The 19,192-nt window shown below is 46.7% G+C and carries 13 protein-coding genes; 1 reads left to right on the plus strand and 12 read right to left on the minus strand.

Annotation, left to right across the window (positions count from 1 at the left end; genetic code table 11):
• Nucleotides 1-3: 3 nt before the first annotated feature.
• From MKZ09_RS27030 to hemC, 8 genes are all read right to left on the minus strand, one after another.
• Nucleotides 4-1,380 (minus strand): bifunctional folylpolyglutamate synthase/dihydrofolate synthase, encoded by a 1,377-nt coding sequence (locus tag MKZ09_RS27030; protein WP_076208336.1) that lies wholly within the window; start codon nt 1,378-1,380, stop codon nt 4-6.
• A gap of 5 nt (nt 1,381-1,385) precedes the next feature.
• Nucleotides 1,386-4,085 (minus strand): valine--tRNA ligase, encoded by a 2,700-nt coding sequence (locus tag MKZ09_RS27035; protein WP_076129400.1) that lies wholly within the window; start codon nt 4,083-4,085, stop codon nt 1,386-1,388.
• Between the two features lie 581 nt (nt 4,086-4,666).
• A complete protein-coding gene (locus MKZ09_RS27040; RefSeq protein ID WP_076208333.1) occupies nt 4,667-6,034 on the minus strand; it encodes a LysM peptidoglycan-binding domain-containing protein in 1,368 nt (455 codons plus the stop codon).
• Between the two features lie 332 nt (nt 6,035-6,366).
• Nucleotides 6,367-7,302 carry an RluA family pseudouridine synthase gene (locus MKZ09_RS27045; protein WP_256715206.1) on the minus strand — a complete coding sequence of 312 codons (936 nt, stop codon included), beginning with the start codon at nt 7,300-7,302 and terminating at the stop codon, nt 6,367-6,369.
• Nucleotides 7,299-8,600, minus strand: coding sequence for a glutamate-1-semialdehyde 2,1-aminomutase (hemL, locus tag MKZ09_RS27050; protein WP_370511192.1), 1,302 nt, complete (start codon nt 8,598-8,600; stop codon nt 7,299-7,301). Before hemL ends, MKZ09_RS27045 begins: the two co-directional genes overlap by 4 nt.
• Before the next feature lie 82 nt (nt 8,601-8,682).
• Entirely contained in the window at nt 8,683-9,681 is a 999-nt protein-coding gene (gene hemB, locus MKZ09_RS27055; RefSeq protein ID WP_076137785.1) for a porphobilinogen synthase, read from the minus strand.
• A gap of 981 nt (nt 9,682-10,662) precedes the next feature.
• Nucleotides 10,663-12,210, minus strand: coding sequence for a uroporphyrinogen-III C-methyltransferase (gene cobA / locus MKZ09_RS27060; protein WP_076208361.1), 1,548 nt, complete (start codon nt 12,208-12,210; stop codon nt 10,663-10,665).
• 5 nt (nt 12,211-12,215) lie between these two features.
• Nucleotides 12,216-13,169, minus strand: a complete 954-nt coding sequence (hemC, locus tag MKZ09_RS27065) for a hydroxymethylbilane synthase (RefSeq protein ID WP_076208331.1) — start codon at nt 13,167-13,169, stop codon at nt 12,216-12,218.
• 322 nt (nt 13,170-13,491) lie between these two features.
• Between hemC and MKZ09_RS34545 the strand changes: the two genes are divergently transcribed.
• Nucleotides 13,492-13,983 carry a DUF1720 domain-containing protein gene (locus MKZ09_RS34545; protein WP_445323457.1) on the plus strand — a complete coding sequence of 164 codons (492 nt, stop codon included), beginning with the start codon at nt 13,492-13,494 and terminating at the stop codon, nt 13,981-13,983.
• A 97-nt stretch (nt 13,984-14,080) separates the two neighbouring features.
• Here the strand turns inward: MKZ09_RS34545 and MKZ09_RS27070 are convergent, their stop codons facing one another.
• The 4 genes from MKZ09_RS27070 to MKZ09_RS27085 all read right to left on the minus strand — a co-directional run bounded on the left by MKZ09_RS27070 (nt 14,081) and on the right by MKZ09_RS27085 (nt 18,996).
• Nucleotides 14,081-14,728, minus strand: a complete 648-nt coding sequence (locus MKZ09_RS27070; protein ID WP_076208326.1) for a precorrin-2 dehydrogenase/sirohydrochlorin ferrochelatase family protein — start codon at nt 14,726-14,728, stop codon at nt 14,081-14,083.
• Between the two features lie 5 nt (nt 14,729-14,733).
• A complete protein-coding gene (gene ccsA / locus MKZ09_RS27075; protein WP_076129405.1) occupies nt 14,734-15,561 on the minus strand; it encodes a cytochrome c biogenesis protein CcsA in 828 nt (275 codons plus the stop codon).
• 5 nt (nt 15,562-15,566) lie between these two features.
• Nucleotides 15,567-16,964, minus strand: a complete 1,398-nt coding sequence (hemA, locus tag MKZ09_RS27080) for a glutamyl-tRNA reductase (RefSeq protein WP_076129406.1) — start codon at nt 16,962-16,964, stop codon at nt 15,567-15,569.
• A gap of 631 nt (nt 16,965-17,595) precedes the next feature.
• The gene (locus tag MKZ09_RS27085) at nt 17,596-18,996 is read right to left on the minus strand and encodes a lipopolysaccharide biosynthesis protein (RefSeq protein ID WP_341041527.1); all 1,401 of its coding nucleotides are present in this window, start codon (nt 18,994-18,996) and stop codon (nt 17,596-17,598) included.
• Between the last annotated feature and the right edge of the window lie 196 nt (nt 18,997-19,192).

The raw sequence follows: 19,192 nt of genomic DNA on the forward strand, positions 1-19,192 counted from the left end.
TCGTCACCAGCCTTTTTCAGTATCGGGTTGCTGCAAAAGTGTACCGCGCACGTCAGAAATCAAATACAGCGTACCAGATACGACGGCAAGGTCATCCTCCGCTGTAATCGACTTCAGTTGTTGCAGCGCTTTTCCCCAATTATGTTCTACTATGATTACCAAGTTTTCCTTGGCATATTTATCCCGCAGACTTTCTGCGATAACCTGCAGATGCTCCGCGTCCATTTTGTTCTGGAAATCCGGTTCGGTCAGGATGAGCGTATCCACTATAGGCAGTATATGCTTAAAGTAGGATTCATGATGCTTATTTGCCATCATTCCCATAAGTAAATTTAATTTACCGTATTTATAGAGCTGTGGCAGGCTTTTGGCAAGGCTCTCCGCGCCTTCCGGATTATGTGCTCCATCCAGTACGATCCTCGGAGATTTACTTACCTCTTCCAGCCTACCAGCCCAAAATGCATGACGCAATCCTTCCAGAACATCTTCATCCTCTAGCATGAACGCCATATACTGGCGCAAAACTTCAAGAACCATCATGGCTCCTGCCGCATTGCTAATCTGGTGTTCGCCTTTCATCACAATCCCAAGTTCAAGCGAACGGAAGGGACCCTTAAAGTTAAAAGTCTGCACATCCGCATGGATTCCAGTAGCTTCATAGCTAAAATCTTCTCCGGCAAGATAAAGAGTAGAGTGGCAAGCCGCCGCTTTCTCCTTGAGTACAGCCACGACTTCCGGTTGATTTACGCAGCTAACAACAGGTACACCGGGTTTGATAATTCCGGCTTTCTCCATTGCAACCTTCTCAAGCGTATCTCCCAATATATCCATATGGTCATGGCCTACATTTGTAATCACCGACACGATCGGAGTAACGATGTTCGTTACATCCAGCCTTCCCCCAAGCCCAGTCTCCCATACGACAACATCCGGACAAGAAACACCCGCAAAAAATAGAATGGCCACAGCTGTAGTTACCTCAAACATCGTTGGTGAGCCAAATTCCGTTTCTGCAATCTCATCTACCAAAGGACGAAGGGTATTCACTAGCTCAAGAAGAGTTTCTTCAGGAATGTCCGTATTATTATATTGGAACCTGTTCGTGAACTTCGTAATATACGGAGACGTGAAGGTGCCGACAGAATAGCCGCTTTGCAAAAGTGCGCTTGTCAAAAAAGCACAGGTGGAGCCTTTGCCGTTGGTACCCGCCACATGAATAAATTTCAGCCGACGGTGCGGGTTTCCCAGCTTGTCCATCAACATCTCAATTCTGTCTAAACCTGGCCGGATTCCAAAAGGAATCAAGCCCTTGATCCAGTTAACCGCTTCGGTATATGTCGCAAGAGGGGCGGTGCTCCCGCCCCGATTTAGGTCATCCATGTCTCTTATCCTCTCAGCTCTGCTATGCGGGCAAGTACTTTCTCACGTTTGGCAGAATAATCTGCCTGCTTCGCCTGCTCCTCTTCGATAACTTTTGCGGGAGCTTTGGCCACGAAGCCCTGATTGCTCAATTTTTTCTCTACGCGTTCTACTTCGCTGTTCAGCGTCTGCACTTCTTTTTCCAGACGAGCGATTTCTTGTTCAATATCAATCAGCCCCGACAAAGGCAGAAGCAGTTCCGCTCCCGTTACTACAGCGGACATTACCTTGTCTGGCGTTTCCGGATTCAGGCCAGCTTCGAAAGAAGAGGTATTGCAGAAACGTCCGATGTAGTTGTCGTTACGAGTAATGATGCTCAGCGTTTCCTCATTGCTCGCTTTAATAATCAAATCAACCTTTTTGCTCATCGGTACATTTACTTCAGCACGGATATTACGAACGGCCCGGATTACATCCATCAGCAGGTTCATTTCCGCTACCGCTTGCGGATTCTCCAGAGCAGCATCATACTCAGGCCAAGCAGCCAAAGTAATTGTCTCTCCTTCATGCGGCAGATGCTGCCAGATTTCCTCCGAAATAAACGGCATAAACGGATGGATCAAGCGCATCGTGCGGTCGAGTACATAAGCAAGTACGGACTGTGTCTTCGCTTTGGCTGCGGCATCCGTTCCGTAAAGCGACAGCTTCGCGAACTCAATATACCAGTCACACAAATCGTCCCAAATGAAGTTGTACAGCTGGCGGCCAGTCTCGCCGAACTCGTACGAGTCAATTAGACGCGTAATTTCACGAGAAGTTTCGTTCAGGCGGTGTAAAATCCAACGGTCAGCCGTAGTTAGCTCACCAGTAATGTCAATATTCTCGAAGCTAACCCCTTCAAGATTCATGAGGGCGAAGCGTGACGCATTCCAGATCTTATTAGCGAAATTACGCGCCTGCTCTACCTTTTCCCAGCGGAAGCGTAAATCCTGACCCGCTGTGCTGCCGGTAGAAATCATATAACGCATAGCATCTGCGCCGTACTTCTCGATAACCTCAAGCGGATCTACACCGTTGCCGAGTGATTTGGACATTTTTTGTCCCTCAGCATCCCGTACCAAACCATGCATCAATACGTCGGAGAATGGTTTCTCTCCGGTGAATTCCAGCGCTGAGAAGATCATCCGTGCTACCCAGAAATAAATAATATCGTAGCCCGTTACGAGCACATCGTTGGGATAGTAACGTTTGAAATCTGCACTGTCTTCATTCGGCCAGCCTAGGGTTGCAAACGGCCAGAGGTTGGAGCTAAACCAAGTATCCAGAACATCCTCGTCCTGTTTCAGGTCGGTTAAGCCGCTGATCCGGCGCGCTTCTTCCTCGTCATTCGCCACAACCAGCTCACCGGTAGATTCAGAATACCAAGCCGGAATACGATGTCCCCACCAAAGCTGACGGGAAATACACCAGTCGCGTACGTTTTCAATCCAGTTCAGGTAGGTTCTCTCGAACCGTTCAGGTACAAAGTTAACCCCATTACCATCCTTCTGTGCATTGATGGCAGCTTCGGCGAGCGGCTGCATCTTCACGAACCATTGTGTGGACAGGTACGGCTCAACAACCGCTCCTGAGCGTTCACTATGTCCAACTTGATGCACATGATCTTCAATAGAGATCAGAACGCCTTGCTCCTTCAGATCCGCCGTGATGGCCTTGCGGCATTCACTCCGGTCTTGACCTTGGTAAGGTCCTGCTTCTTCGTTCATCGTACCGCTCTCATCCATTACGTTGATCTGCGGCAGATTGTGCCGTTGACCTACCTCGAAGTCATTTGGATCATGAGCTGGCGTGATCTTAACCGCACCGCTGCCAAACTCTTTATCTACATACTCGTCAGCAATAATTGGAATCTCCCGGCCGATAATCGGCAGGATCAGCGTTTTTCCAATCAGATCTTTATAACGATCATCCTCAGGATGAACAGCAACTGCTGTATCACCCAACATCGTCTCCGGACGTGTGGTCGCTACAGTGATATGTCCGCTGCCATCTTTAAGGGGGTAACGCAGGTGGTACAGATGACCGTTAACTTCCTTATACTCAACCTCGATATCCGACAACGCCGTACGAGCCGCCGGGTCCCAGTTGATGATACGTTTACCGCGATAGATCAAGCCTTTATTATAAAGCTTAACAAATACCTCGCGAACTCCCTTCGACAAACCCTCATCGAGGGTAAAACGCTCGCGGGAGTAGTCAAGGGAAAGTCCCATTTTTGCCCACTGCTCATGAATGGTGTTCGCGTATTTGTCTTTCCAATCCCACACCTGCTCCAGGAACTTCTCACGTCCGAGGTCATGTCTGGAAATCCCCTGCTCGCGCAGCTTCTGCTCTACCTTCGTTTGTGTTGCAATACCTGCGTGGTCCGTACCTGGCAACCAAAGCGTATCGAAGCCCTGCATCCGTTTAGTACGAATCAGGATATCCTGTAATGTGAAATCGAGCGCATGCCCGATGTGCAGCATTCCTGTTACGTTTGGCGGCGGGATCACAATACTATAGGCTTTAGCATCCGGACGCTGGCCTGCACGGAAATATCCGCCCTCTGTCCAGTAGGAATACCATTTCTGTTCTGCTGCCTTCGGATCATACGTTGTTGGCATCTCGTTTTTAGATTCATTCGTAGCAGCAGCATCTGCCGCTGTTAGATGGTTTTGGTCAGCCATTCTCTGATACCTCCACTAGTTTACTTGTAGTTGCTTATAGTTGTTAATAAAGTTGCTGTATAGAGCACACAGGTCTCTGAAAAAAACAAAAAGACCCCTCGTCTCAAAGGACGAAAGGTCATTCTTTCGCGGTACCACCTTTGTTTCGCGCCAATGAAAAATAAAACTACACTTCTTATCCTACGGATTCAGAAGCTTAGCGCGACACTCGTACAGATAACGGCTGCTACCGGCCACAACCTAACTTATCCTTCACAGGTATGAAGATAAGCTCAGAAGGGCGACTCCGGGGCGACTTCGGGGGCTGTTTCCTACGGAATGTCACAGCACTTGCAATTCCGCTCTCTGAAGGGCTGACCGCCTACTCTTCCCGTTCCCAGTCTTTACTTAGATATTGCTTACTCCATAATACATTTTGAGCCCCCCCTAGTCAACCTGGATACGCCTTTGCAGCGGGACTTTAGGCTGAATTTCGACTTATTTCTTCTGAAGCATCCCTTCCAACAAAGAAACAGCAAAAATCCCGATCCTAATACCTGATCGGGATTCACCTATTCATGTGTGTACGCATCACGATTCGATTACGGGATGTACAACACTTGGCCTTCCTCTACACTCTGCCCGGATAAGCGATTATACATTACCAGCTCCCGCGCACTTAGCTGATACTTCTCTGCTATGGTATCCAGTGTTTCTTCACGCTGCACAATACACAGCCGAACTTTGCGGAACATGTTAGCTCCATCCGCGCTGGCAATGAATCTGCTCTTCCATTCCGTATTATTGCCAACCTCTGGAACGTCCACTGCTGCAGATGTATTTCCTTCCGACTGCAGAGCTTCCTGCTCTTTACGGACACGACTGGAGCTTAGTAAAGAGGAGAAGGTGAGATGTTCTTTTTCCGGAATTTCCGCTTCCTTTTTACTGCCCAAGGCGATCTTAAGATCTTGTTTCTCCTCATGAGAAGCCACACTCTCTTGTGAAACAAAAACTTCGTTCGCATTCTCATTAATCGGCGCAGTATTCTCTTCTTGCTTAGGAAGCTCGTTATTAGCCTCATTTTCAGAAGCGAATACAGGGATATCCTGAATTGCATCTGCACTAACGGCTAGGACAGCAGTCTCTCTAGGAGTAAAATATTCCTCTGCCGACTGTTGGTTCTCTTCGCTCACATAGCTTGCTTGATTCAGCTGAGACACCTCAACCTCTTTGTTCTGGGCCTCGGCTTTAAACCAGTAATCGGATAAACCCGCTTTAGCATCATCAACTTGGGATTCCAGACTATGTGTCCGTGCTTTAGCTCCCTTGTCCTTCTCCTGACCGGATGAGAAATTGACTACAGGGGACGTATGGGCGGCTCCACTTGAGACTAGTGATTCTTCTGCTTCCTGTTCATTCGCTTCGGCATGCTCATGTTCTTCTACAGCAACCTGTGAGGCATCCTCACCGAAGGTCCACTGAGAATTTTCATAAAGTGCATCATTTTCCTGTTCTTGTAGCTCCGCAGTAGCTTCTACCCTGTCATCATTCACAGGAGAATAGGCGACTGTATACTCCTCTTGCTGCCAGGCTGGTTGAGGTTGAGGGTTTGCACCACCGATCCCCCGCAGCGATAACACACCTGTTATATTCACAGTGCGCATCGTGAGCAGATCGATATCAAAATTCTCAATCTCTACCCCAATATCTTCAATTGAGCTGACGCGTGTAAGCGGAACAGTGATTTCCACGGGAATGGCATGCTCCAGACGTTGTGTTCGGTCATCTTCACTCCGGTAAAGCCCGGTAAGCAACAGCTGACCATATAACTCGGCCCGATCCTCCCGCTGAATCACCTGTATTTCCGGAAGTAGTTCAACCTCCTCCAGCTCAGCTATTCCCGGAAGCTCTTCCGAAAGGTGAATGCGTTCGTAAATATCAAACCGCAAGCCGTGGGACTGATCAAACACGGGATATGTCCTCCTTCTTGGCATAATCTAACCCTGAGACAGGCCCAGAGCATAAGCCCAAAATGTTACTCCCCACATGTATATGCTTCAAACAGAGAGGCATGACAACTTTGGTAGTACTAACCGGACAGGATGCTAATAAATTTCATGAATTTAAGAGCTCACCGAACCTTCAGCCTGCTGATAGATGCACTACTTCGTAAGAACAAAGTATTATATGCTGCTTTTATTAATAAGACATGGATAGATGTTTTTTTTCTGAAAAAAATAGAAAAAGAACAGCAGAACCAGCTTTTGCTGATTCTACTGTTCTTTAGCTACTTACGTATCTGTCAGGGTGCTTCAGACAGCAAATCTCGCAGCTGCAGCATATCCTCCGGCCACGGATCGCTGACTTCCAGCTGTTCTCCGCTCCAAGGATGGCGGAAGGACAGCGCCTCGCCATGCAGGGCATGGCGGCCGGCAGCGCTGGAAGCCCAAACCGGACCGCCATATAGGTCATCCCCATACAAGGGATAACCCATATGGCTGAGATGAACGCGAATCTGATGCGTCCGTCCAGTCTCCAGCTGCACATGCACCAGGCTTCCGCCATGCAGTGCCTCGCGCTCGATAATTCGCGTCACGGCAGATTGTCCGCCGGGCGAGACACGTCTGCGAGCAGCGTGATGCCGATCGCGCCCAATCGGGGCATCGATCACCTTAAGCGCAGGCGGCACAATGCCTTCAACGATCGCGGCATAGTGCCGCGAGATGCTTTTTTCACGCATATTCTCGTCCAGAACTAACTGTGCAAACTCATTTTTCGCATACATCACCGGACCCGTTGTATCTTTGTCCAAGCGGTGAATATGGCGCACAGCCACATTTTCCCCGGAAGTGATGTAATGCGCAGCTACGAGGTGATCCAGAGTTACACCTGTTCCACTGCCATCTGGATGTACCGCCAGCCCAGCTGGTTTATGAGCTACCAGGCAAAAATCATCCTCGTACAGCACCTCAAGCTCTTCCCATATCGGTTCAAGCCCCGCTTCACGATCGGGAAAAAGCGCCAGCCGAAGCCGGTCACCCTTCCACTGAATGCCTCCCTCGCGGCGTAACCGCAGATGAAGTTTCTCGGGCATGCCTACAGTTTCTAGCAGCCACTTATCAATCATCGCCTGCGGATCCTCGGCTCCAGTAATGATTTTGCCGGGTGTTACCTCCAGCCACTCTCCACGCCGGGTCCAAGCGCCACCACCGGTTCTTTCTCCGGCTCCGATGCTCAAAGGGCCTTCAGGGCATTATAATGGCCCTCAATGGTATCATCAATATCTCGCTCACTATGTGCAGCCGATATGAACATCCCCTCAAACTGTGAAGGTGGCACACTGATGCCTTGGTTTACCATATGACCAAAATAACGACGGAAAAGATCCGTGTCACTGGACTTAGCCGTTTCAAAATTGATTACAGGTCCTTCAGTGAAGAACGGACAAACCATCGATCCCACCCGGTTAATCGTGAGCGGAATGCCAGTCTCAATTGAATTCTTTTTCAAACCCGCTTCCAGACGTGCACCCAATTGTTCCAGACGATCATATACTTCCGGTGTCAACAGCTTGAGTGTAGTATATCCGGCTGCCATCGCCAATGGATTACCACTAAGTGTGCCCGCCTGATAAATCGGTCCAGTAGGAGCGATTTGCTCCATGATCTCTCTTTTGCCGCCATAAGCACCCACTGGAAGTCCGCCGCCGATAACTTTGCCAAAACAAGTAATATCCGGAGTAATCCCGAACAAGCCTTGAGCACAGCCACGATTAACACGGAAGCCTGTCATTACCTCATCAAAAATAAGCAGCGAACCATTGTCAGAAGTTAATTTACGCAGCCCTTCCAGGAAGCCTGGAAGCGGTGGAACAACGCCCATGTTGCCGGCAATCGGTTCTACGATCACTGCGGCAATCTCATTGCCAAAACGTTCGAAAGCAATCTGAGTGGACTCCAAATCATTGTAAGGAACCGTAATGGTATTCATTGCAACGCCTTCTGGGACACCCGGGCTATCCGGCAAGCCCAATGTAGCTACACCAGAGCCAGCCTTAATAAGCAGACTATCGGCGTGACCGTGGTAGGAGCCTTCGAACTTCAAGATTTTGCTGCGCCCCGTGTAACCACGTGCCAAACGAATCGCGCTCATCGTAGCTTCCGTTCCAGAGTTAACCATGCGTACGATATCTACAGATGCCACTCGTTCAACCACGGTTTTTGCCATTTCCGTTTCGAGCAGCGTTGGGGCGCCAAAGCTTGTCCCTTTTACCGCCGTCTCCTGCAATGCCTTCACAACCTCAGGATGCGCATGACCCATAATCAGCGGACCCCATGAGAGCACATAGTCGATAAAGCTGTTGCCGTCGATATCAAAAATACGCGAACCCATCCCATGATCTACATAAATCGGAGTCAGACCTACGGATTTAAACGCCCGTACAGGGCTGTTCACCCCACCGGGAATATATTGTTTTGCTTCATCAAAAGCCTTCCGGGACGCTTCCTCTTTACGCGCCATTGGCACATTACTCATGTATCTTCACTCCTATTCTCTTCTTGGTTACACAAGCTTGTACAAATATATATTAACTGCCGCGATGTCGGTATGATGAAGATTAGCCGCGCAGCCAGCGGGCTGCATCTTTTGCAAAATAAGTAATAATAATGTCCGCACCAGCACGTTTCATGCCCGTCAGCATTTCCAGCACAATGGCTTGCTCGTCGATCCAGCCTTGCAGTGCCGCTGCTTTTACCATGGAATATTCTCCACTCACATTATAAGCCACCAAAGGAAGATCAAACTGATCACGAATCGTACGAATCACATCTAGGTAAGCCAGTGCCGGCTTCACCATTAACATATCCGCGCCTTCCAGCACATCGGATTCTGCTTCACGGAGTGCTTCGCGCAGATTGGCAGGGTCCATTTGATACGTTTTGCGATTCCCGAACTGTGGCGCTGAATCCGCTGCTTCGCGGAAAGGGCCATAAAATGCCGAAGCATATTTGACCGAATACGACATAATCGGCACATGCTCAAAGCCATTCTCATCAAGTCCCGCACGAATTGCGTGAACGAATCCATCCATCATGTTGGAAGGGGCGATAATATCTGCTCCAGCTTTTGCTTGGGATACCGCCGTACGAGTCAAAAGCTCCAGCGAGGCATCGTTGATAACATCGCCATGGACCACACCATTCACCGTATGCGTATGCACCATTCCACAATGTCCGTGATCCGTAAATTCACAAAGGCAGGTATCTGCAACGACCAACAGCTCTGGGTACCACTGCTTGATCAAGCGAGTAGCCTCTTGCACAATTCCATCCTCTGCAAAACCGGAAGAACCGATAGCATCCTTCGTCTCAGGAATCCCGAACAACAATACAGCCGGGATGCCTAGTGCGGCAATCTCGTCCACTTCTGCTTTTAACGTATCCAGCGAAAAATGATACACGCCCGGCATCGAGCTAATCTCATTCTTCACACCTGTTCCATAAGTCACAAAAATAGGCTGTACCATATCCAGCACATTCAGTATCGTCTCCCGCACCATGCCACGAATTCCAGCAGAACCGCGCAAACGGCGGTGACGTGTAATTGGAAAGCTCATTTATTCATCCTCCTGAAAAATAAAATATAAAACCAAGCTATGTGTCTGCCAACAAACTACAACTAACCGCAACCAAGTCCAAATTAGCCGCATTCAAACTGCCGACAAACTACAACTAACCGCAACCAAGTCCAAATTAGCCGCATTCAAACTGCCGACCACTGGCTAACTGCGTATAGTTGTAGTTTGTGCAACTATCTCGATGTTTTGTCCTAATTGTAAGCTTTAGTTGCATTCTCTACAGTTATTTATTACAAAAGAGCGAAGATTCCTCATTTAGCGGATATTTAATTGCACATACTGCAACTAAACTCGACTTTAACTGATATATAGGAAATTTAATTGTATAAAGTACAACTAAACCTAAACTTTAAGCAGATCTGCTGACATTAATCTACTGCATATTCTCTACATACCAGTTAGTTTACAACCAAATATTATACTCCGAACTCCATAAGTCACTACGTTCGGAGTTCAATTTATATGTTACTTGAAGGTAGCGATGTGGCACTTTTGAGCGTAGATATAACGGCGAGCAAACCAACAAATGTTAGTTAGTAAAAGTAACCGCGAACTCATTAATAACTACCAATTCACATGTAACCACGAACTATTTAATAACTACGAACTCACATGTAGCCACGAACTATTTAGTAACTACGAACTCACATGTAACTACGAACTATTTAATAACTACGAACTCACATGTAACTACGAACTATTTAGTAACCACGAACTCACATGTAACCACGAACTATTTAGTAACTACGAACTATTTAGTAACTACGAACAAAACTCTAGCCTGTAATGTAACAAATTATAAGCTGAATGCTATATTTCTAAGCAGGCACTGCCTTTCTCCGTTGAACAGCTCTTACTCACCCCGCATAGTAATCAGCTTCTACCTTTCCACCAGAAAGTAAGCTACTTAAGCTGAGCTCACCAGTAAACTATTGCTTCGTTCTATCCTCGCTCCGAGCGCTACTGCAGCTGAGTCTCCGCATTCCAGCGGCAGAGCTCCTGCACCAAACCATCTATGGTTGCCTCTTCAGGCAAGAGTCCCGGTGTCAGTCCCGCGTCTACCGCAGTCTGCTCCGTTAACGGGCCGATGCAGGCGATTTTCACGTGTGTAAGCAGCGGGAGCGGATCTTCAAGCCCCATCCGTTTCAGGACGTGTAAGAAATTACGCACGGTTGACGAGCTGGTGAAGGTTACCGCGTGTACGCGACCTTCCTCTAGCAGCTTCAGCAGCTCGTCGTCATCCTCACCAGTGACAACCGTTTCATAAGTATCCACATCTGTCACCTGAAGGCCAAGCTCTCTCAGCTTGTCCGGCAGCCATTCCCGCGCCAGATCGCCGCGCGGCAATAGCACGTTCTGTCCCGGCAGCAGCTGGGGACCGAACGTCTCAATCAGACCTTCCGCCTGAAACTTCGCCGGAAGTTCTTCAGCAATCACCCCGCGCTGCGCCAGCGCGGCGGCTGTGCCTGGCCCCACCGCTGCAATACGCGCGCGGTGTAGCCCGCGAATGTCCGCCCCCAGCTCCGCCAAGTGGCGCCAAAAAAACTCCACGCCGTTCGGGCTAGTGAAGAATACCCAGTCGTACGATTCCAGCGCGCCAAACGCCGCTGCAATCTTCGCCTTCTTCTCTGCCCCTTCCGGCATGATCGTCTCGATCACCGGGAACTCGTAGGGTTCCCCGCCGAGTTCTTCAATTCTATCCACCAGCTCGCTTGCTTGACTGCGAGCCCGTGTCACCACGATGCGTTTGCCGAACAACGGCATCGCCTCGACCCACTTCAGCTGCTCACGCTGCAGCACCACGTCGCCAACGACGATGACTGCCGGCGGCTGAAAATCCGCCGCCTTCACCTTCGCCTCAATATCGGCGAGGGTTCCCGTCAGCGTCTCCTGATCCGCGCGGGTGCCCCAGCGCACAAGTGCCACTGGTGTTTCTGGCGGCCGTCCGTGCTTGATCAGCTGAGCGCTGATATAACCTATTTTAGCTACGCCCATCAGAAACACTAACGTTCCCGTGGCGTTCGTTACTTTATCCCAATGAATGGAATGATCCAGTTTATCCGGACTCTCATGCCCGGTGATAATCGACAGGGAAGAGGCATGATCGCGGTGCGTAACAGGTATACCGGCATAGGCAGGTACACTGATCGCTGACGTGATGCCCGGTACGATTTCGTAATAGATCCCATTTTTGCGCAGCAGCTCCGCTTCTTCACCCACCCGGCCAAAAATCGTAGGGTCCCCACCCTTAAGCCGCACCACTGTTTTCCCCTGTAAAGCCAAATCAACTAACAATTGATTAATCTCTTCTTGCTTCATCGTGTGGCGATCCGGCAGCTTGCCTACATAAATCTTCTCCCCGCCGGGTTTCATGCATTTCAGCAATCTAGGACTTGCCAAGCGATCATACACCAGTACGTCGCTTTTTTGGATACACTCGAGGCCTTTCACAGTAATCAGCTTTGCGTCCCCAGGACCTGCACCTACCAAATAAACCTTCCCCGTCAATCCACTCATCCCCTAACGTCTGACAGAATCTTCTCCGCTCCTCTTGCAATCAGCTTTTTAGCGACTTCTTCGCCGAGCTGTACCGGGTCAACCCCCGTGCAAGTTTCTTTCAAAATCGTTGAACCGTCCGGTGTTCCCACCATCCCCGTTAACGAGATTACTTTGTGCTCAGCGGTAGCAGCTTTGGCGGCTGCGTCAAGCACCGCATGAGCACCAATCGGCACTTGGCAGCCGCCGTTTAGCACGCCAAGGAACGTGCGCTCCGCCGCTACCGTCAATGCCGTATCGGCATCGTTGTATAATGCCAGCAGCTTCCGCAGGTCAGCGTCATCTGCACGGCACTCGATGCCGAGTGCGCCCTGCCCTACAGCGGGCAGGCAAACCTCCGGCGGCAGGTAGGCGCTCACGCGATCCTGCCAGCCCATGCGCGACAGCCCCGCCGCTGCCAGCAGGATTGCGTCGTATTCGCCGCTCTCCAGCTTGCGCAGCCGCGAGTCAATGTTGCCGCGCACGGGCTCAATGACCAGATCAGGCCGCAGCGCAGCAAGCTGGCTGGATCGGCGTAGGCTGCTTGTGCCTACGCGTGCACCCGGAGGCAGCTCGTCTAGCGAGATGCCTCCGTTAGAGATCAAAACATCACGCGGATCGACACGCTTCGGCACAGCACCATTGATCAACCCATCCGGTAGCTCGGATGGCATATCCTTCATGCTGTGCACCGCCATGTCGATTTCTTTTTCCAGCATCGCTTGCTCGATTTCTTTCACGAACAACCCTTTGCCGCCTACCTTGGATAAAGTAACGTCAAGAATGCGGTCACCTTTGGTGACGATCTTTTTCACTTCAAAAGTAAATCCAAAACCATGCTCCTCGCTAAGTCGCTCCAGATCAGCAATCACATGTCCCGTTTGCGTCAACGCAAGCGCGCTCTGTCTACTCCCCACTATAACCTTACGCATTTGTCCATTCCTCCTGGTAACGTTCGCCTCTTACTCTTCACCGCAGAACCTTGCACTAGAAATCCAAAGCCAAACCCAAACTAATCAATTAACTACTCTCACTCTAAAAAAGGCATTATTGCCTTTGAATTCGCTACTTCGGATGACTCCCACCAAGCCTGAGGCATTCTTGCCTTTCATTTGGCTCCTTCGGCGACTGTTGCTCGATTAGAGGGCATTTGTGCCTCTCTTTTTGCTAAATTGGCTGTTGTTGCTCAATTTAAAGGCATTTTTGCCCTTCTTTTAGCTCCTTCGGCGACTGTTGCTCGTTTAGAGGGCTTTGTTGCCGTACATTCCACCATCTAAGCTACTTAAGCCCAATTCAACAGTATTTATACCGTACATTCCACCATCTCAGCTACTTAAGCCCAATTCAACAGTATTTATACCGTACATTCCACCATCTCAGCTACTTAAGCCCAATTCAACAGTATTTATACCGTACATTCCACCATCTCAGCTACTTAAGCCCAATTCAACGGGATTTATACCGTACATTCCACCCTCTAAGCTACTCCATCCCAATTCAACGGGATTTATACCGTACATCCCGCCATCTCAGCTCCTTAAGCTCAATTCAACGGGATTTATACCGTACATTTCACCATTCCAGTTACTTCAACCCAATTCAACGGGATTTATACCGCACATTCCGCCATTCCTGCCACTTCGAGCCAATTCAACAGCATTTATACCGTACATCCCGCCATCTCAGCTACTCCATCCCAATTCAACAGTATTTATACCGTACATTCCACCATTCCAGCCACTATGAGCCAAGTTAGCCATATATCATGTTACTCAAAACCGCTCATCACTTCATATCTTAATCTAACCCAATTTTGTAATCTTTACAGTGTCCACGCGCACTTTTACTCCACCCGCTGCTCAGCAATCCAAGCGTCCATATCCTCCGGGCTCCACGCTATGAAGGTACCCTTGCTCATCTCGTTCAACACATCCAGCGCGCCCAGCTTCCGCAAAAGCCTTCCACGAACTTCAGCAGAAGGTTCTTTTTCCTTAATCCGGGTACGCATGGCATGCACAAAATCCAAATATGGCTCATACGCCACATCCAGCGCTTTTTCAAGCACATTTTTGATCTTCGTTGCCGCAAGCGGGCCAGCACCCGAAGTAGATACAGCTACCGTCAAACGTCCCCTCCGAACCACTCCAGGCGTGATAAAGTTTCCCGCTTCGGCATGGCTGGCCACATTTACATGAATTCCAAGCCGCCTAGACTCCTGAGCAACCTCTTCATTAACCGCCCTATCGTTAGTGGCTGCATATACGAGAAAGGCCCCACGGAGATCTCCGGGAGCATAAGTACGGTCCATCCAGATCAGGAGACCTTTTTCAGCTAGAGAATCAAGCGAATCTGTCAAAGAAGGACTAATCACCTTAACCGCCGCTCCAGCTTCCAACAGCCCGCTCACCTTACGTTCAGCCACGACACCACCGCCAATAACCACACAGGGCTGCCCTTCACAATCCAGCATTATGGGTAAATAACGCGTCATGCCCTTCACTCCCCGCTCCAACCGTGAAAATCAGACCAAGAATTCAACAGAAAATTCAAGATAATAAAAGCATATCCTAAAATCGCCCAGCGAGCCATACTTACTCCACTTTTCCGCCCGGACTTCTTAAAGATAATATAAAATATGTAAATCCCAAGACCGATAAGAGTCGTTAATACTTTTAGATCCTTCAATAAAAGCGTCCGTCCCTCAGATACTATAGATAAACCAGCCACCACCAGTGATATTCCCAGCAAAGGCGTGCCCACCAAAATAGCGGTGTAAGAGTATTTATCTGTAGTCTCTAGGTTCGGCAAACGACGGATCCGGTCGCTCCATTTCTTGCTTTTGAGTCTGGTGTGCAGGAACAAGTACAATATTGCAAAAACCGTCCCTAACGTCAGTGCTGCAAAACTCAAATTTGCCAAAATCACATGCATCGTCAGCCAGCCATACACCGCACTCCAAGTCTCAAGCGTATGTCCACCCGCCGTCAGCCACACCCGATTAAGCAGAAAAACACTAAACCCAGCCATACTGAGCAGCAGAATCGTAAACTCGCCACCACGTGTAAAAGCCACCGCAAGCGAAGTCAGCACAATACTAAACGCAAACCAAAACAAGAAATCATAAGGTGTAAAAATAGGCAGGCCTTTCTCCTGAGAGAAACGAATTCCAAGTCCTGCAACTTGCAAAAGACCCACAACAACAAGAAGCCCCGTGCCTAACCGCTTCCCACCCGGACTCCTTTTAAGGCAATCCGAGAAAACAAACAGCAGGCTCAGGGCATAGACCAGCAGAGCGGCGTCATATATTCCGTTCAGCAGTTGCATATTATTCACCCACCCAGCAAGCCTGCCGGAGCAAGCGCCGTTTTAGGCACAGAAAAATCAGCGCTGCCAGCCGTACGTTCTCCAGAACTAGACTGCTTAACCGGGGCAATGTCTCCATCATCTGAATCGGATTTGAGCTGTTCCTGCAACGCAAAGATTTTAGAAAAATAATCAAGAGCTTCATTCCCCTGCTTACCGCCGGACAGCTCTTTAATTACATTGATCGGATCATGCATCATTTGGTTCACGATACTTTTAGTCAGGCGGCGGATTACTTTCCGCTGATGCTCGTCCAGCTCGGGCAGCTTATTGAACAGACTCTCCATCGTTTCTTCATGAATCGTATTCGATTTATCCTGGAGCGCCCGGATCACCGGTCTTACACCAAGCGTCTTGAGCCACAGCTGGAACTCATCCATTTCCTCGCTGATCATCACTTCAATCTTCGCAGCTTCACTTCGGCGCATTTCCAGATTGTTCTCCACAATGCCCTCCAGATCATCAATATCATACAAAAAAACATCCGGCACATTTGCCGCCGCAGGATCAATATCACGTGGTACAGCAATATCAATCATAAAAAGCGGCCGCGAAGGGCGGCGTTTCATAGCATGCGCTACCTTATCAGCCGTAAGCACATACCCATCTGCTCCTGTCGAGCTGATCACGATATCTACTTCATTTAGAGTTGTTAACGCATCTTCAATCGTGCTCGGCTTACCCGAGAACTTCTCCGCCAATTCAATCGCACGCGACAGCGTACGGTTAGCGACAATCACTTCTGCCGCACCACTACTGTATAGATGCTTCACGGTAAGCTCGCTCATTTTGCCGGCGCCAAGAATCAGCACTTTTTTCCCAGTGAACATGCCAAAAATCCGCTTGCCCAGCTCCACAGCCGCATAACTGACAGATACTGCACTCTCGCCGATTGACGTTTCACTATGTGCTCTTTTGCCCAGCGTCACCGCTTGCTTGAACAACCGATTGAACCAAGTTCCAGTTACACCCTCAGCCTGAGCTGTGAGAAAAGAACTCCGCACCTGTCCCAGGATCTGCGTCTCCCCAATCACCATGGAATCCAGACCGCAGGTCACGCGGAACAAATGCGCAATCGCCTGTTCGTCTTCATAAATATACATATGCTGAGCAAATTGCTCGCTTTTCACACCAAACCATTGCTCCATAAAGCCGCGGATGAAATAACCAGCCATATGAAGGCGGTCCATCACCACATAAATTTCCGTACGGTTGCAGGTAGCTACTAAGACCCCTTCTAGCACACCCTTCGTCTTCATCAGTTGATGGAGCGCTGCCGGAAGATCACTTTCCGCAAAAGCAAACTGTTCCCGAACCTCCACGGGAGCCGTACGATAATTCAGGCCAACGACGACGATGTGCATCGATAGTTCACCATCCTAGTCTCTATAAGTTGCTGAAATCCAATTATATAAATTAATATCTTACATACCGTTCACTTTCACAACATCTCAAAACACTGTGTTAAGTATATCACACGAAAATAAGACTTTTTACAGATTTTTTGAACGCTTTATGAAATCCAGATAATAATTATTATAAATAAAAAACCGTAGGTTCGCTACGGTTAGGATGAGTTATTTTTAGCTAATTTATAAGGTCTTCACTAAACTGCTACAAATTTCAAATAGTCATTAATGAAAATTGTTGACCTTCTAAATAATTATTTTATGTAATTCTACAACTTTCATGGTATGAAGTTCACCCTCTAGTTCTCGTAATAGATTATTAAGATAGTGACTTTTATGAGAGGGATAATAACAAATTGATGAGTTCAAGCAATCTTAAAATCGTTTATGTTAAGAAATTTACGGGTATTTGACAGAGTAGCATAATAAAAACGCCCAAGTACCCCCACTATGTATTGTTAGTTATACATAATACATCGTAAAAACTAATACTTGTTAGAATAAGTAGATAAAGCTATGAAAAATACTTCTAGAAACATTTTATTACGTGAGTACATTTCAAATACCAAAATTTCTATTATAAGCTCTACAACTTTGAATTTAATCGAAATTGTTTTATCAATTCTAATATATTCTTATTAACTATAAGTACCAAAAAAAATAACACGAGTTCTATAGTAAATTCTGCAGGTAAACTAAGTTCAATATACAATATTAATACTTGTGTAAAAATTAATACTAAGTTTATTACTATGTGTATTATATCTATTCTCATATTGATAAATTTCTTAGTGTCATAAGTGCGCAATATCCATATAACCAAAAAACTTATCATTGTTGAGATAGCTGCTCCATTTGTTCCAACCAAAGGTATAAATATGAGATTTAATATAATATTTATGGTTCCACCAATTAGTGATGTTCTAAATATACCTTTTGTTTGCTTTGCGGCTATATAATTTGTACCTAAAAAAGCCGAAAAGCTTGAAAAAACTATACCTATCAACAGGAAAGGAATGAATTGCCAAGAAGAGAAGAACTCTTCTGACACTAAAATTCCCATCATATACTTTAAGATCATCAAAATAATTGAGGTACCTACAAACATAACAACTGAAAAATAATAAAAAGTTTGAGAATAAAATTTCGCCTTACTTTCATCACCATACTCTTCAATAGCAGATAATTGCCATGCTTTAAAAAATATCGTATTTAGTATCGAGAGGAAACTAGGTATCTTATTTGCAACGGCGAATAATCCATTCGCACTGGCCCCTACAAAAAATAAAATAAAATAACGATTAGATGCATTCATAACCCACCACATAAGTGCATTTGGTATAAGCGGTATAGAATAAATCAGCATTTTTTTAGTAGTGGATTTGCTTAATTTATCGAATTTAACGTAAGTGTATATTTTTGTATAAAAAAACAAGAACATTATTGATATAAAATTTCCGATAATTATAGATATAAAATATCCATCTATACCCCAACCTAAATTTACTATTAATAAAATGCTCATTCCAGCTGTAACGATCGTCATTAAAATACCATTAAAGGAGTAAATTTTTATTTTCCCAATTGCTCTTACAAATTGTGTGAATATTGATTGAAATGCTTGCAAAATAAAAATGATATACATATAACCTAATAATCCGTCTAATATATGAAAGTACGATAAGAGAGGATAAAACAATAAAACAACTAAAGAACCTAATATTGTAACCATTAATGAATTAGTAAATACTACATCGTTATCGTAATCTTTATCCATAACAAATCTTAATACCGCATCATAGATACTTAATGAGATAATTGGTAATAACATACTAGTCGTTGTAGTAATGATATCTATCGTACCGTATTCATTTGTAGATAAATAGTATGTATATAATGGAACCAAAAAAATCAAAATCAATTTACTTCCAAGATCCCCTATTGCAAAAACAACTGAATTACTTATTAATTTTTTATATTTATTCATAATTTTAAAATGCACCTATTTTTTTAAATTATTAGTAGAAATAGTATTAAAATCGTTGATAATTTAAAATTATTCAATCTTCTATTTCTTATTGCTATTCAAAAAGTATAAAGAAAATGAGCAACCTCCCGCTATTTTGCTGCACCGAGTTTAAAATAAATCAAAAAATTAAATACCTATTATTTTATTTTCATTG

It is taken from the genome of Paenibacillus sp. FSL R5-0908, assembly GCF_038006245.1.
In the GTDB taxonomy this organism is placed as follows: Bacteria; Bacillota; Bacilli; order Paenibacillales; family Paenibacillaceae; genus Paenibacillus_AQ; species Paenibacillus_AQ odorifer.